We start from the raw sequence: 14,304 nt of genomic DNA on the forward strand, positions 1-14,304 counted from the left end.
CATGTTGTCGTTCATTCCGTCGCTGTCACCGTCTGACGTAAGTGGGTATCAATCGCCTCTGCGACGCGTAATCCGGAGATGACAGCACTCTCGACGCGCGTCCGCCCTGACGCATCATCGGCTTCAAGGAACGCATCCCCGGCAAGCCAAAGCGGATGTGCCGCTAGTTTCAAATGCGGTGTCCGGTAAACCGCACGTGCCTGAGCGTAACGCCAACGTTTGAGCTGACGCGAAACAATCGTCACCGGTCCGAGTTGCTGTTGTAACAGCCGCTCGACTTCAGCGAGTGTCTCTTCTTCCGGACGCTCGTACCAGTCTTCACTGAAGCGGGCTGTCATATAGACGCTCAAGAGTGTCGTCTTCGAAATCTGCTTCTCGGCATTATTGACGAGTTTTAACATCCCATCGACGAGTTGTTCGTCTTGTAGGCCGACTTCCCCGATCGTCAGTCGCTCCTTGATTTCAAACAGACCCACGAATGTCGGCTCGAACGTCACTTGGCGCAACTGCTCATGATCGTCATCTCCAAGCGCCAGATCAGAAGACTGCAACAGTTCATATGCTTGCGGCACAGGCGCCGTCACGAGTAAGGCATCATACGTACCTTGATGATCCGTCGCTTGTGTGACGAGTTCGTCCTCTGTTGCCGTAATATGCGTGACCTGTTCATTCAACTGGACGGGAATCCCTCGACCAATCGCTTGTACGAGTTGATTCATGCCGTTCGTCGCGACATAGCGTGGAAAATCCGTTCCGAACCACTTACGAACCCACCCTTTCTCAAGCCATTCGTCGACTTCGCGTTCCAACTCTTCCGTCCGAACCGTGAAGAAGACGGCACCATGATCCGCTGTTCCTTGATCAATCCGACGAGTTGCCATTCGCCCCCCGACGCTCTGGCTTTTTTCGATGATTTCAACAGCATGTCCTGCTGCCTGCAATTGACGTGCCGCAAAGATTCCGGCGAGTCCACCACCGATGATTCCGATTCGTTTCCCTGTCATCTCGCTTCCCCCTCATATTCCTCATTTCCCTAAGTATAGAGGTTTCTTCCAAGACATGGGTGAATCAATACCCGTCCGATATGCTCGTCGTCTGTAATTCCTGCTCGATGAGCATGATGTTCTCCTCAAAGAACGCCCGGTGCTCTTCTAGTCCACGTTTGATACACCACCCAACGGCCGTGAGTGCTTCCCACAAACGATAGTATGCTAGATACGTCTCGATCGGCACGTCTGGGTGTAACATCGCGTATCCTTCTTGAAATGCCGTGACGTAAATGGAACCGAACGTATTGAGATTACGGACGATCTTCGTGAAGTCCATCTCGACGGCCCCGTAGCGGGTCGTCTCGAAATCGATCACCCCTGTGACTTGATCACCTACCGTCAGTAAATTTGCTAGGCGGAAGTCACAATGTGTGGCAACGGGACGTGAAGGCTCCGGTAACGACTGTTCTCGTCTGACTAACTCTGTTTGGATGTTCTCTAAAAAAACCGGATCGAGTTCGGTCGTGATGAACGGCATGAATCCATCGAGTTTTTCATTCCGGAAGCGTCGCCAGTCCTGAACCGGATAGGCATAAAATCCATCTTCCGTATACTCGCCGTAAGCTTCTCCTGTACACGTATGCAGCATTGCGAGCGTTCGACCAATTTCGTACGCCAATTTTTTAGTCATCGTGATCGGTGCCTGTCCCGGTAAGGCAGCAAGTACGAACGCCCCTGTCGTCTGCCCGGGAGCTGCTTCAGCTAAGATGTGCGGCACGGGTACAAATCGTTCTAGTGCATGAATCCAGCCACGTTCCCGGTACCACTTTTCAGCCGTATACGGGCGCTTTAAGAAAACGACCTGACCATCCGTTAGGACGAGACGATCGACTTCAGAACTATACGATTCGTCGACAGTCGCGCATGCTGCGACGTCGAGTTGAAAATGTTCAATCCATGCGTCTCGTGTCATTCTGTCGTCCCCACTATTTTCTGTAGCGTTTCACCTGGTAGACCGTCAATCGGTCCAACATAGGTCGATTCAAAACCTAATCCGATCAAAATACGGCGCGATGCCTCATGCGCTGGATCAATCGTTGCCGTGACGACCTGTAGCTCTTCTTCTGTCGCTAACTGTAAGAGACGCTCTGCAATCGCTGTGCCGTATCCGCGTCCCCACTGATCGGGTAACAGCATGTAACCGAGCTCTGCTTCAAACGGTTGCGTTTGACTCCGGGTCATGTGCCCGATTCCAATCCATGTCTCTTCGGTATAAATCAGATACGATCCGAGTCGGTCGTGCTGCTGTTGTTCAAGGATTCGGTCAAAGCGTTGTTTCGTTTCCGTATCTGTTAATGCCTGTTCCGTGATGTAACGCATGACACGTTCGTTTTGGACGAGCGTCGCGTAGCGATCGTAATCGGACGCTGTTATTTTTCGTAATTCAATCATCTTATTCTCCTCTTCATGTCCGGTAGTCATTGTGGGTTGGGGTGAAGACATCTTCCGTTGACGGACGAACAATCGCAAAGTGCTCGACGTTATAATGACCGTGCAAGACTTGATTGTGGTGGGCGATCATTTGCTCCGGCGTCAGGACATCGGAGCCGTTCGTCGTATGCCCGTCGGCGACGAGTGTGACATCAAAGCCGTGCACCGTCGCACTGCGCACCGCGGTATCGATGCAGTGTTCCGTCTTACAGCCTAAAACGATCAGATGTTCAATCGATGCTTGGCGTAGATGATCGAGCAAGGGTGTATCATGGAACGCATTCGTCGCCGCTTTATCGAACGTGACACTGGACGCTGGAACGGGAATCGAGTCATGGACTGCAAACCCAGGTCCTGTTCCGCCAGCGACGTCCAAATCCCGAATGAAGACGACCGGAACGTTTCGTTCGTCTGCTTCAAGCACGACCGCTTCGATGACGTGCGCGACTTGCTCTTTTAAGTATACCGATCGTTCTTCTGTGTTTCCGTCGACGAGTTCCTGTTGAAAATCAATCACTAGGACTGCTTGTTTCATCGTCATGTTCCTCCTTGTAAAATCGACTGCTTGTTTCCTTCCCGTTCATCTGAATGATTTCCTGCTCTTGACGGGCGTGAAACTTTTTAGCTGTTGGATTCGTTAAGAAGAAGGAAAGGATGTGTCTGGATGATTTGGTTTGGCGTCATCTTCTTATGTGTGCTTCTCGTCAATCTGACACTGGAGAAACTGATCATGAACCGGACGATGACAGGTAGTTGGTTCGTACGCAACTTACTCATTTGTCTCGGGATCACTCTATTACTATTCGGAATCGAACGTTATGTCATATCCGGGTTCTAAAAAAGCAGGTAGCGATTTTCGCTACCTGCTTTTTTAGTTAATAGACTTCGTAATTTTGCCCTGTCTGTGCCCCTTCGACACTCTTTTCGAACGCCGTCGCGACACGTGACGCCGGAACGGCTTCAAAACCACGGAAGAAGGGTCCGTACTTTTCAAGCGACTCGATCAGTACGTTCGGACTGACACTGTTGATCCGAATACCTCGTGGCATCTCGATCGCTGCTGCGTGAACGAACGCTTTGACCCCACCGTTCGCAAGCGCAGCGGATGCGCCTTGGCGAATCGGATCGTCCATCATGATGCCGGTCGTCAGCGTAAAGCTTCCCCCGTCTCGTACTGACTCTAAACCAAGCAAGACAAGATTGACCTGACCTTTTAGTTTACTGTCGATTCCGATTTGATTAAGCTCCGGTGTTAAGTCCGTCAATGGACCGAAATGAGCACCACCTGTGGCACTGATGACGGCATCAACAGAACCGACTGTTTCATACATCGCCCGAATACTTTCCTCTGATGTGATGTCGACTTGTACATCCGCTCCGCTTCGTCCGGCACGAATGATGTCATGCCGCCCACTCAGCCGTTCGACGACTGCCTGCCCAATCGTTCCGCTTGCTCCTACTACTAAAATTCGCATGATCCCTTCCCCTTTCACGTCTAGCTTACCTATCTAGCCTACTGCACAGCAGCTGATGGTTTCAAGGAATCTACCGGATGCGTCTTCAAGAAGATAAGGATTTCTTCGAACAAACGTTGTTTATCCCGATCGAGCGTCAGTAAATGTTTACTGTTCGGAAGAAGAACCTTTTTCTGATCTCGGCTCGGCACTGTCGTTTCGATTCGCTCGAGACTTGCATGATAGACGGCATCATCTAAGGCACCAAGGAATAGAGCGATGGGTTGCGTGATCTTCGGCAAGACAACTCCCGTGTCGAGGATGAACTGTTGCAGTGCCCGTAAGTCTTTTTCCGGGCGTGGAAAATGACGGTCGACAAAATCTAAGATCCACTCTGGCGAACGATCGTCAAATTGAAAATACCGTTCCGTATACCGACGGACGCGGTGCTCAAGTCCGGCAATCGTCCGATCAAGAATCGGCGTCGAGAGTAAGATGAGTCCAGCGCATCCTGACTGTTCTGCTAGTCGAAGTGCCATTACTCCACCGAGTGATTGTCCGATCAAAAAGATGTCTTTGTGTCCTCGATCTTGTAAAAACGCGAGTCCGACTTGCGCGGACTGCCAGACGTCTTCGATCGTCGTCTCAAACAAGCGCTCCGGCGATTCCCCGTGCCCGGCGTAATTGGGCGCGTAACAGGTATAGCCGGCTGCATGTAAAAAACGAGCGAGTCCCCGCATCTCATTCGCACTTCCAGTAAAACTATGTAACAACAAAACAGCAGGTCCGGGTCCTTCTAAGTACAGATCCTTTGATTTCGTAATCAAGTGCGCCCCTCCTTTTCATCTCTTCACACTTCCTCCACCGAAGCATCCTCCCGTAACGACTCTATAATCCGAAAGCCTGGGTAGTTCGCTTCGGATCGTCGTTCGCCACTTGACCGATAATAAGCACTCCAGTAACTGATCATCCGGTCTTCGATTCGCTTCATGTATGCCGGATCATCCTCGACGAATCGCCGCTTCACTTCCGGATCCCATTGCTCGATTGCGGGTACGATGATGTCGACGATGTCACGGACGTATTCACTAGCAAGTTCGATGATATAGGCAAGAACCCATCCGTCGTGTGGATGGTTTTTAAGTAACTGCTGAAGATACTGCTCACGAACATGACCATCATGGTGACGGGTGTAAAGGCAATATAAAATCGTCTGCTGAGTCGACGTCAGTTGCTTGATCCGCTCCGAGTCGATTTCTGATAAATACAAACGCATCGGAATCTGTATGTGTTCCTGTTCTATATTTACTTCGATCGCCCCTGGTGATAATCGTGTCCATCCAAACGGTAGACATGCTTTAACGACCCGAACGTCCTGTTCATATCTCTTAGGAAATGCGGTGATCCAGCGGTTCATCTCGTTCTCCTCCTAATATAAAAACTCCAAACGACAGACGCTTACACGCCTGTCATTTGGAGTCGATTTGTTTCCTTATTCAACCGTTACCGACTTCGCCAAGTTACGTGGCTTATCGACGTCACAGTCGCGACCGAGTGCCGCGTAGTATGAGATTAATTGAAGTGGTAAGACCGACAAGAGTGGTGACAAGAGTGGCTCGACTGCTGGAATGACGAATGCATCTGTTGGCAATTCAAGACCTTCTGCTGCGATGACACACGCATTTGCCCCACGTGCGACGACTTCCTTGATATTCCCACGGTTGTTGAGATGAACGTGTGGTTGTGTCACGAGCGCGATGACCGGTGTGTTGTCTTCAATCAAAGCGATCGGACCGTGCTTAAGCTCTCCACCCGCGTATCCTTCTGCTTGGATATACGAGATCTCTTTGAGTTTCAATGCACCTTCCATCCCGACGTATGCATCTTGTCCACGACCGATGAAGAACGCATTGCGTGACTCAGACAAGTATTCTGTCGCGATTTCTTGGAAGCGATCTTTTTGAGACATGACCGACTCCATCGCACTTGAGATTTTACCGAGTTCTTTCATGAGATCGAAGTTGACGGCAACCCCTTTTGCTTGAGCAAGGTCAAACGCAAGGACAGCGAGAACAGCGATTTGAGCTGTATACGCTTTTGTTGAAGCAACGGCGATTTCTGGACCCGCGTGGAGCAACAATGTTGCGTTTGCTTCACGTGACAATGTTGATCCTGGAACGTTAGTGATCGTCAGTGCCGGGTGACCAAGTTTCTTCGCTTCGACGAGAACGGCACGACTATCCGCTGTTTCACCTGATTGTGAAAGGAAGAGGAAGAGCGGTTTCTCTGTCAATAATGGCATGTTGTATCCGAACTCAGAAGAGATGTGCACTTCTGTCGGGATGCCTGCGATTTGTTCGATCAACTGTTTTCCGATCAAACCAGCATGGTAGCTTGTTCCGCAACCAATGATATAGACACGGTCACGACCGAGTACGAGATCACGGACTGATTGATCGAGTGTGATGTCGCCTGCTTCGTTTTGATATTTTTGAACGATGTTCCGGATGACTGCTGGTTGCTCATCCATCTCTTTGAGCATATAGTGCGCGTACGTTCCTTTTTCGATATCTGATGCATCGATTTCAGCCGTGTACGCTTCACGCTCTTGGACGTTCCCGTCGAGATCTTGGATCGTCACGCTATCACGCGTCAAGATGATCATCTCACCATCATGCAACTCAACGAATTGATCCGTTACTTGCAACATTGCCATTGCGTCTGAAGCGACGACGTTGAACGTACCGTCACCGAGACCAACGAGAAGTGGTGATTTGTTTTTCGCGACGTATAAGACGTCCGGGTTTTCTGCATCGATCAATGCGAGCGCATACGAACCATGCAAGACGCGGAGTGTTTGACGGAATGCTTCCGCGACGTCGCCTGTCTCGTTGAAGTTCTTTTCGATCATCTGAACGATGACTTCTGTATCCGTGTCGCTCAGGAGATCGACGTTCAATTCTGCTTTCAACTGCTCATCGTTCTCGATGACACCGTTGTGCACGAGTGTGAAACGTGCTGACGCACTTTGGTGTGGGTGCGCGTTTGGTACGCTTGGGACACCGTGTGTCGCCCAACGTGTGTGTCCGATTCCGACTGTGCCGTCTGCCTCTGCAGGAACGACTTCGCGTAGCGCAGCAATCCGGCCTACTTCTTTATGGACTTGGACGCCGTCGTTGACGAACGCAAGACCTGCCGAGTCATAGCCGCGGTACTCGAGCTTCTCGAGACCTTTTAATAAAATTTCTTTCGTGTTGACCTGTCCGATCATACCTACGATTCCGCACATGTTACATCTCTCCATTTACAAGTATTTCCCTGAAGAGGAAACGGCTCTTGTTGAGAGGGTCCCGATCGGTCTGTTTGTCCGCCCAATCACTTGGACGATTTCAGAACGATTTACGGTATGGACCTGTTACCGGGAGGCATCCGCCGAATGATTCGATAAACCTCCACCTCGTCAGCTTTCAACCTACGAAGAAAGCCCTGGCGCTTTTTAGTTCCGTCTGACCCCGTTTCTGTCCGACTTCACCATCATACGAACTTTACTTTGAAAAAGCAAGAAAGGTAACGTAGTTGTAACTATTCCCGATATTTCACTAATCAATACGTATAATCCCTATTTTTTGTAAAAATCTCAAGCTGTTTTTCTAAAATAATTGTAAAAAAAGAAGCAGAGCAATCGCTCTGCTTCGGGTTTCTTAGTTTTCTTGTAACGCATAGTTCTCACGAACGACATTCGCGATCCGCTCGACGTACGCATCACACGCTTCTTGTGTCGGAGCTTCCGCCATGACACGAACGAGTGGTTCTGTTCCTGACGCACGAACGAGGATCCGTCCGTTCCCCGCCATTTCCGCTTCAACTTCCGCAATGATTGCTTGTACAGCAGGACCGCTCATTGCGCCATTTTTATCTGAAACACGGATATTGACGAGACGTTGTGGGAAGATCGGCATCTCAGCTGCGAGTTCTGATAACTTCTTCCCTGTCGCTTTCATGATTTGCAACAACTGGACGCCTGACAACATGCCGTCTCCTGTCGTTGAGTAATCCATGAAGATGATGTGCCCCGACTGTTCGCCACCGAGCGTATAGTCGTTCTTACGCATCTCTTCGACGACATAACGGTCACCGACTGCTGTCTGAAGCGCCGTCATCCCGTTTTCTTTGACGGTTTTATGAAAACCAAGGTTACTCATGACCGTCGCAACGATCGTGTTGTCTTTCAGACGACCAAGTTCGTTCAAGTATTTCCCGCAGATGAACATAATTTTATCACCATCGACGATATCGCCGTTCTCATCGACTGCAATCAAGCGATCGCCGTCGCCATCAAATGACAAACCGACATCTGCGCTCTTTTCTTTGACGAAGGCAGCAAGGTGTTCAGGGTGTGTCGAACCGACACCATCATTGATGTTGAGTCCGTTCGGATTCGTTCCGATCGTCGATACTTCTGCTTCCAAGTCACCAAATAGACGTGGTGCGAGGCTTGACGTCGCTCCGTGTGCACCGTCAATCGCGACATGGATGCCTGAGAAATCTTCATCCGATGTCTGACGAAGCATATGCAGATACTTTTGTGCGCCCTCAAAATAATCATGAACGAAGCCGAGTTCTTTTCCGGCTGGGCGTGGCAATGTATCTTCTGCTTCATCGAGTAATGCTTCAATTTCAAGTTCTGTTGCGTCATCAAGCTTAAAGCCGTCTGATCCGAAGAACTTGATCCCGTTATCTTCTACTGGATTGTGCGACGCGGAAATCATGACTCCTGCTGTCGCATCCATTGTTTTTGTCAGATACGCGACACCTGGTGTCGAGATGACACCTAGACGCATGACTTCTGCACCGATCGATAAAAGACCCGCGATAAGTGCGTTCTCAAGCATTTGACCAGAAACACGTGTATCGCGTCCAATTAAGACTTTAGGTCGTGTGCTTTCGTGTTTTGTTAACACGTAACCACCTGTTCGACCGAGGCGATACGCCAGTTCCGGTGTCAATTCTACGTTTGCGACGCCGCGTACGCCGTCAGTTCCAAAATACTTACCCATATGTTATTTCCTCATTTCACTAATTTGTTTTAATTGGTCGGAACGGATGTCCGAGGCACGGCTTTTAACGTGACATCCATGTTATCCGGACGCAAGACATCGAAGGCTTTCGACGTCTGGTATGAAATCGGCAATCCATGTGTTCCTTCTTTTAGTCCTGTCACGTCGATGACCGCTTTAATGTCCGTCGCATCAATCGATGCTAGATCCGATTCTTTCCCACGGACAACGACATCCATCGTTTGGTTATAATCAATCGTATACTTCGACTCATCAAACCCGTTCAACGTGACCGTCACACCCGGGATCGTTTTCTCTGCTCGATCCTCGACGGTTTCTGTCGTCGATTTCGCATTTTCCTTTTCAACGACGATATTGACGGTAACCTGTGTCGGATCCATCGCCGTCGCGTTTTCCGGTTCCACGAGTTTGACGGTTTTTTCCGTCGTCTTCGTCAATCCCTTAAGCGAGACCGCTTCTGTATCAACGGAACCAATCCGTTCCAACTCTTCTTTTGTTCCATATAGACGAGCTTCCGTCGTGACGGGAACGATCTTGACAACGGTATAGCCTTTTTTGACGTTGTCTTTTGTCTTCACATTGATTGGTACCGTCTTACTTTCCTTATAGATCGGTACTGTGATTTCTAATTGCTCCGGTTGATAAGATGCATTAATCGTATTCCCGTTCGCATCCGTCGCTTTAGCATTGAACGTCTCTTTGAACGTCTCTGCCCGACCGGTCACATCAATCGGTACTTGGATTGCTGAAATCGCCTGTAACTTCTCCGCGCCTCCCGTGACTTCAACAGTTTGTTGGTTCGGTTGCGCTTCCCCAGCGACATATCCTTCAGCGATTTTGTTTTTATTGAGTAAGGCGACTTGTACCGGTACTTCTTTCGTAATCTTCTTATCGAGGAAGACTTCGATCGTCTGTTGTTTCGGCGTCACTTCGACATCTTTTCCAAAGCCAGTCGGTGTGACACGGACACGATGATAGCCCGGGTCGAGACCTTTCAAATCAATCGATAATCCAAAATCCTGAACAAGCCGGAGCATCGTCAAGCTACTCGAAGGACCTTTTACGGTGACCTCCATCGTATTTGGAATATTATAGGCGACCCATTGCGATTCATCATACTGGACCGTGACCGGTACGTCAAACTTCGTCGAGCCTTGTCCTGCGATCGGTAACAGACTAGCGGCATCGCTTTTTCCCGTCGTATTCGAACCTGCGACCATCAAATACAACATGACGGCTAAGGCAACAGCAACGATGCGTAAAAACCAGCGCTCATTGAACCACTTTTCGAACATTATTTTTTCGCCCCCATCCAGTTCAAGAAGGAAGTATTCGTCGGTTCGGCCTTGACGATCGTCTCAAGTAACTTCGTCCGCAAGGATTCTTCGTCGAGTTCCCGGTATAGACGTCCATTGATGGCGAGTGAGACACCACCCGTTTCTTCCGAGACGACGAGCGTGACACTATCCGTCACCTCACTGACACCAATTGCTGCGCGGTGACGTGTTCCAAGCTCTTTTGAGATATGTGCACTCTCAGACAGCGGTAAGTAACAAGCGGCTGCTGCTAACTTGCCTTGCTGGACGATGACGGCACCATCATGTAAGGGTGTATTCGGAATGAACAAGTTGATCAGCAACTGACTCGTGATTTGTGAGCCGAGCGGAATACCCGTCTCCACGTATTCACTCAGTCCAGTCTCCCGTTCAATCGTCACGAGTGCCCCAATACGCCGTTTTGACATGTACTGAGCAGACGATACGAGCGCATCGACGATTCGAATTTGTTCATCTTCATCACTGACCGCACTACGCGAGAAGAATTTACTCGTTCGTCCTAAATGTTCCAGTCCACGCCGGAGTTCGGGTTGGAAGATGATGATAATCCCTAGTAACCCATAGGTGATGATTTGATTCAGTAAGAATTGCAATGTTTTGAGTCCAAAAAAGCCACTCAGGAACCAACTGATCAAAATGACCGAGATCCCTTTAATGAGCTGGACCGCTTTTGTTCCTTTGACGATGATCATGAGACGGTAAATGACGAACGTCACGACCGCAATATCAATCACGTCATTAATATAATCGTACCAATGTACGTTTTCTCCCAGTTTCAACAATTGAAATTGAAGTGGTTGCCAGCTGAAGTAATTCACCAACCGTGCCCCCTAACTCATCTGATTTAAACAGTTTCCATTATAGCACAAAGGGACGAGTTCGACTCGTCCCAGCTGATTATTGAAATAGACGCTTGATTCCGTACCATACGCGTTCGAATAATTGATCGATTTCCTTGATTTCTCCGGTCACGCTACCAGCACTCGCCGTGTACGCTTTCCCGTCAACGGTCATGACGTCGCCATTGACTTTCCCTTCGATGCGGACGTTCCCGCCTTCGACATAGAGATCTTGATCGACTGTGACACCTTTCGGGACAACGACCTCACCATTTTGAGCGACGATGCCTGGTGCATTCGTATAAGATAAGTCATGTTCTTCCTGTGCCATATAACCACCAAGGCTACCGACCGACAAAAGTAAGAAAACAGCCGCTGCCGCGAGCAATGGATATTGCTTCATCTTCCCTCCAAAACGAGACGGTTGCGGTTGGTGCAGCAAAGCAGCGCTTGGCGTCTCCACCTGTTCAGGCAATTGTGCCAGCACGCGGGATGTAAAATCTGCCGATAATTTAGGCGCTGGAAGTTGACGCAGTCGAGCATCAAGGAGCCGATACTCTTCGAACTCGTCCATCGCGTCTACTTCTCGTAACTCTGCTTCTAATCGCTCGAATTCCTCAGGTGGTTGGTTTTGGTCTAAATAATCCTGGATCCGTTCATGTACATGCTCTCGTGACATGGTGAGTTCCTCCTTCTCATCGTTTGGCAAAATGCTTCTTCAGCGCTTCTCGTCCACGATGAATTCTAGTTTTGACAGTAGCGACAGGTAATTCGATCATTTCACTGATTTCCTTTAGCGAAAGATCCTCTACATATTTCAGGACGAGTGGGACACGGTATTTTTCTGGTAAAGCCGCAATCGCGTCCCCGACTTCGTTTCGTTGCTCGTTATCGACCACTTGGTCCTCCGGCAAGGTGTCCTTGCTCTCGAGTTGTGAATACAATGTCAGTCCTTCAGTACCTGACATCTCAGCATCAAGAGAATAATCAGGTTTCTTTTTCCGTAATCGGTCAATCGATACGTTCGTGACGATTCGGTACAACCAAGTCCGGAACTTCCATTGTGCATTATACGAATCAATTTTCGTAAATACACGGATGAAGGCTTCCTGTGTCGCATCCTCCGCTTCCATTCGATCGCGCAAGACACGGAAAGCCACAAGAAAGGCACCTTCCTTATATAGATCAACAAGTGCCGCGAATGCATCACGGTCTCCCTGTTTCACTCGCTCAATTAAGCGTAGTGTCGTTTCTTCCACTTTGAATACCCCCCGCTCTATGCGGTCAATCTCTTATACGAAGTCGACCGATAAATGTTTCATCTCCTTTTAAATTGTAACAAAAAAAACTTGAACCCCGATGAAAAGAGTTCAAGTTCTATCCATTATTTTACTAAGCGATGTGTTTCCATTGCCAAAAGTAGATCTCCGATTAGTTCATTCGCAAGTTCTGCTGTTCCGTTTCCTTCTTCAAGCAACGGATTCACTTCAACGAATTCAGCTGCAATGAAGTCTTCTGCCGTTGCGCAATGCTGGAGCACTGTCTTCGCATCGTCTAAGAAAATACCGTCGGCGACACGTGTTCCGGTACCGACGACGAGTGATGGATCGAGACCATCCATATCAAAGCTAAGATAGAACGCATCCGTCGTTTCCTTCAAATAGGCAATCGCTTCTTCCATGATCGCGTCCATTCCCCGAGTTCGGATCGCTTCCATATCATAGACACGAATACCAAGACGATCAATCAGCTCTTGTTCGCCTGGATCAACGTCACGTAATCCGATGAAGACGAGATGTTCCGGTTGCAGTTTGACATCGGTTCCTCCGACTTCCGTTAAACGCTGATGTCCTTCCCCAAGGGCGACAGCGAGCGGCATGCCGTGAATATTGCCAGACGGTGATGTTTCCGGTGTATTCAAATCACCGTGTGCATCGAACCAGATGACACCAAGACGGGGTACAGTCTGACGTAACCCTGCAATCGTTCCGATCGCCATGCTGTGATCGCCACCGACTAATAACGGAAAACGTTGCTCCGATAACGCGTCACGTACGATCAGGTGCAAGTCATTCGTCGTATGGACGACGCCTTCAAGACGTTTTAGCTTCGGATCTTCTTCCCGGACTGCATCCTCGGATAAGACAGCCGCTTCCCCGTAGCGTACTGCTTCTTGTCCCCGTGCTTCAAGTGTCGCGAGTAGACCGGCTTTTTCGACAGCAGCAGGTCCGTGTTCAGTGCCTGGCTTTCCTTGTCCATAACGGTACGGTACGCTGATATACGCGATGTTCATTCGTTATTCCCCCTATGTCATAGTCACTTCTACATGTATTGTAAGCGGTAACAAACAAGTGGTTCAACTCAACAAAAAAACGCATGAATATACAAAAAAACACCGTGAAGGGAATCACGGTGTTCTTGCGTACGTACTCTGGTTATGCTTGGCATTTCATATAAAAAAAACTTAAGACGAACGAAACTCGCTTAAGATCTTTAAATAAAATTGGTGGAGCCTAGCGGGATCGAACCGCTGACCTCCTGCGTGCAAGGCAGGCGCTCTCCCAGCTGAGCTAAGGCCCCGAAAGAAAAAGCGGAAGACGGGATTCGAACCCGCGACCCCGACCTTGGCAAGGTCGTATTCTACCACTGAACTACTTCCGCAAGAAATGAGCCATGCAGGATTCGAACCTGCGACCCTCTGATTAAAAGTCAGATGCTCTACCAACTGAGCTAATGGCTCGACATGGTGGGGGGGGGCGGATTCGAACCGCCGAACCCGAGGGAGCGGATTTACAGTCCGCCGCGTTTAGCCACTTCGCTACCCCCCCAGTTTGTCTAGGAAACTTATACGATTGAGAAAAAACAGTGCCGGCAACAGGAGTCGAACCCGCGACCTACTGATTACAAGTCAGTTGCTCTACCAGCTGAGCTACACCGGCACAAAAAGTATAATGGTGACCCGTACGGGATTCGAACCCGTGTTACCGCCGTGAAAGGGCGGTGTCTTAACCGCTTGACCAACGGGCCATTGGCTCCGCAAGTAGGATTTGAACCTACGACCTACCGGTTAACAGCCGGTTGCTCTACCACTGAGCTATTGCGGAATAAATTAAATG

15 protein-coding genes and 7 tRNA genes are annotated in these 14,304 nt (G+C 49.3%); 1 reads left to right on the forward strand and 21 read right to left on the reverse strand.

Features of this window, described 5'->3' with window-relative positions; genetic code table 11:
- Positions 1-11: 11 nt before the first annotated feature.
- The 4 genes from EXG77_RS15300 to EXG77_RS15315 form a co-directional block, all read right to left on the reverse strand.
- Positions 12-1,004 carry an NAD(P)/FAD-dependent oxidoreductase gene (locus tag EXG77_RS15300; RefSeq protein WP_035399314.1) on the reverse strand — a complete coding sequence of 331 codons (993 nt, stop codon included), beginning with the start codon at positions 1,002-1,004 and terminating at the stop codon, positions 12-14.
- Between the two features lie 64 nt (positions 1,005-1,068).
- Complete coding sequence (locus EXG77_RS15305) at positions 1,069-1,962, reverse strand: phosphotransferase family protein (protein WP_035399316.1); 894 nt, start codon at positions 1,960-1,962, stop codon at positions 1,069-1,071.
- Positions 1,959-2,441 carry a GNAT family N-acetyltransferase gene (locus tag EXG77_RS15310; RefSeq protein WP_023466678.1) on the reverse strand — a complete coding sequence of 161 codons (483 nt, stop codon included), beginning with the start codon at positions 2,439-2,441 and terminating at the stop codon, positions 1,959-1,961. Before EXG77_RS15310 ends, EXG77_RS15305 begins: the two co-directional genes overlap by 4 nt.
- Positions 2,442-2,454: 13 nt before the next feature.
- Complete coding sequence (locus EXG77_RS15315; RefSeq protein WP_035399318.1) at positions 2,455-3,015, reverse strand: isochorismatase family protein; 561 nt, start codon at positions 3,013-3,015, stop codon at positions 2,455-2,457.
- 129 nt (positions 3,016-3,144) lie between these two features.
- Here EXG77_RS15315 and EXG77_RS16365 point away from each other — a divergent pair, with 129 nt between their 5' ends.
- On the forward strand, positions 3,145-3,318 hold the full coding sequence (locus EXG77_RS16365) for a hypothetical protein (RefSeq protein ID WP_158581864.1): 174 nt from the start codon (positions 3,145-3,147) through the stop codon (positions 3,316-3,318).
- 37 nt (positions 3,319-3,355) lie between these two features.
- On the opposite strand, the gene EXG77_RS15320 is transcribed toward EXG77_RS16365, so the two are convergent.
- From EXG77_RS15320 to EXG77_RS15400, 17 genes are all read right to left on the reverse strand, one after another.
- Positions 3,356-3,955 (reverse strand): short chain dehydrogenase, encoded by a 600-nt coding sequence (locus EXG77_RS15320; protein ID WP_035399320.1) that lies wholly within the window; start codon positions 3,953-3,955, stop codon positions 3,356-3,358.
- A 38-nt stretch (positions 3,956-3,993) separates the two neighbouring features.
- Positions 3,994-4,761 (reverse strand): carboxylesterase, encoded by a 768-nt coding sequence (locus EXG77_RS15325; protein WP_035399321.1) that lies wholly within the window; start codon positions 4,759-4,761, stop codon positions 3,994-3,996.
- Between the two features lie 23 nt (positions 4,762-4,784).
- Entirely contained in the window at positions 4,785-5,351 is a 567-nt protein-coding gene (locus tag EXG77_RS15330) for a hypothetical protein (RefSeq protein WP_035399323.1), read from the reverse strand.
- A 75-nt stretch (positions 5,352-5,426) separates the two neighbouring features.
- Positions 5,427-7,223: a glutamine--fructose-6-phosphate transaminase (isomerizing) gene (gene glmS / locus EXG77_RS15335; RefSeq protein WP_023466669.1), complete on the reverse strand. Its 1,797-nt coding sequence runs from the start codon at positions 7,221-7,223 to the stop codon at positions 5,427-5,429.
- Between the two features lie 412 nt (positions 7,224-7,635).
- Positions 7,636-8,991 carry a phosphoglucosamine mutase gene (gene glmM, locus EXG77_RS15340; protein ID WP_023466667.1) on the reverse strand — a complete coding sequence of 452 codons (1,356 nt, stop codon included), beginning with the start codon at positions 8,989-8,991 and terminating at the stop codon, positions 7,636-7,638.
- Between the two features lie 29 nt (positions 8,992-9,020).
- A complete protein-coding gene (locus tag EXG77_RS15345; RefSeq protein ID WP_023466665.1) occupies positions 9,021-10,307 on the reverse strand; it encodes a YbbR-like domain-containing protein in 1,287 nt (428 codons plus the stop codon).
- On the reverse strand, positions 10,307-11,167 hold the full coding sequence (gene cdaA / locus EXG77_RS15350; protein WP_023466663.1) for a diadenylate cyclase CdaA: 861 nt from the start codon (positions 11,165-11,167) through the stop codon (positions 10,307-10,309). Before cdaA ends, EXG77_RS15345 begins: the two co-directional genes overlap by 1 nt.
- Before the next feature lie 79 nt (positions 11,168-11,246).
- Positions 11,247-11,867 (reverse strand): anti-sigma factor, encoded by a 621-nt coding sequence (locus tag EXG77_RS15355; RefSeq protein ID WP_023466661.1) that lies wholly within the window; start codon positions 11,865-11,867, stop codon positions 11,247-11,249.
- A 16-nt stretch (positions 11,868-11,883) separates the two neighbouring features.
- Positions 11,884-12,447: an RNA polymerase sigma factor SigW gene (gene sigW, locus EXG77_RS15360; RefSeq protein ID WP_023466660.1), complete on the reverse strand. Its 564-nt coding sequence runs from the start codon at positions 12,445-12,447 to the stop codon at positions 11,884-11,886.
- A 125-nt stretch (positions 12,448-12,572) separates the two neighbouring features.
- Positions 12,573-13,481 (reverse strand): arginase, encoded by a 909-nt coding sequence (gene rocF / locus EXG77_RS15365; protein ID WP_023466659.1) that lies wholly within the window; start codon positions 13,479-13,481, stop codon positions 12,573-12,575.
- 211 nt (positions 13,482-13,692) lie between these two features.
- A tRNA-Ala gene (locus tag EXG77_RS15370) sits at positions 13,693-13,768 on the reverse strand.
- A gap of 9 nt (positions 13,769-13,777) precedes the next feature.
- A tRNA-Gly gene (locus tag EXG77_RS15375) sits at positions 13,778-13,849 on the reverse strand.
- A gap of 6 nt (positions 13,850-13,855) precedes the next feature.
- Positions 13,856-13,928, reverse strand: a tRNA-Lys gene (locus EXG77_RS15380).
- A gap of 4 nt (positions 13,929-13,932) precedes the next feature.
- A tRNA-Tyr gene (locus EXG77_RS15385) sits at positions 13,933-14,016 on the reverse strand.
- Between the two features lie 38 nt (positions 14,017-14,054).
- Positions 14,055-14,127 (reverse strand) — tRNA-Thr (locus EXG77_RS15390).
- Positions 14,128-14,140: 13 nt separating this feature from the next.
- A tRNA-Glu gene (locus EXG77_RS15395) sits at positions 14,141-14,215 on the reverse strand.
- Between the two features lie 2 nt (positions 14,216-14,217).
- Positions 14,218-14,292, reverse strand: a tRNA-Asn gene (locus EXG77_RS15400).
- Between the last annotated feature and the right edge of the window lie 12 nt (positions 14,293-14,304).

Origin of the sequence: Exiguobacterium sp. OS-77, from assembly GCF_000414195.2 — a bacterium.
Classification (GTDB): domain Bacteria; phylum Bacillota; class Bacilli; order Exiguobacteriales; family Exiguobacteriaceae; genus Exiguobacterium_A; species Exiguobacterium_A indicum.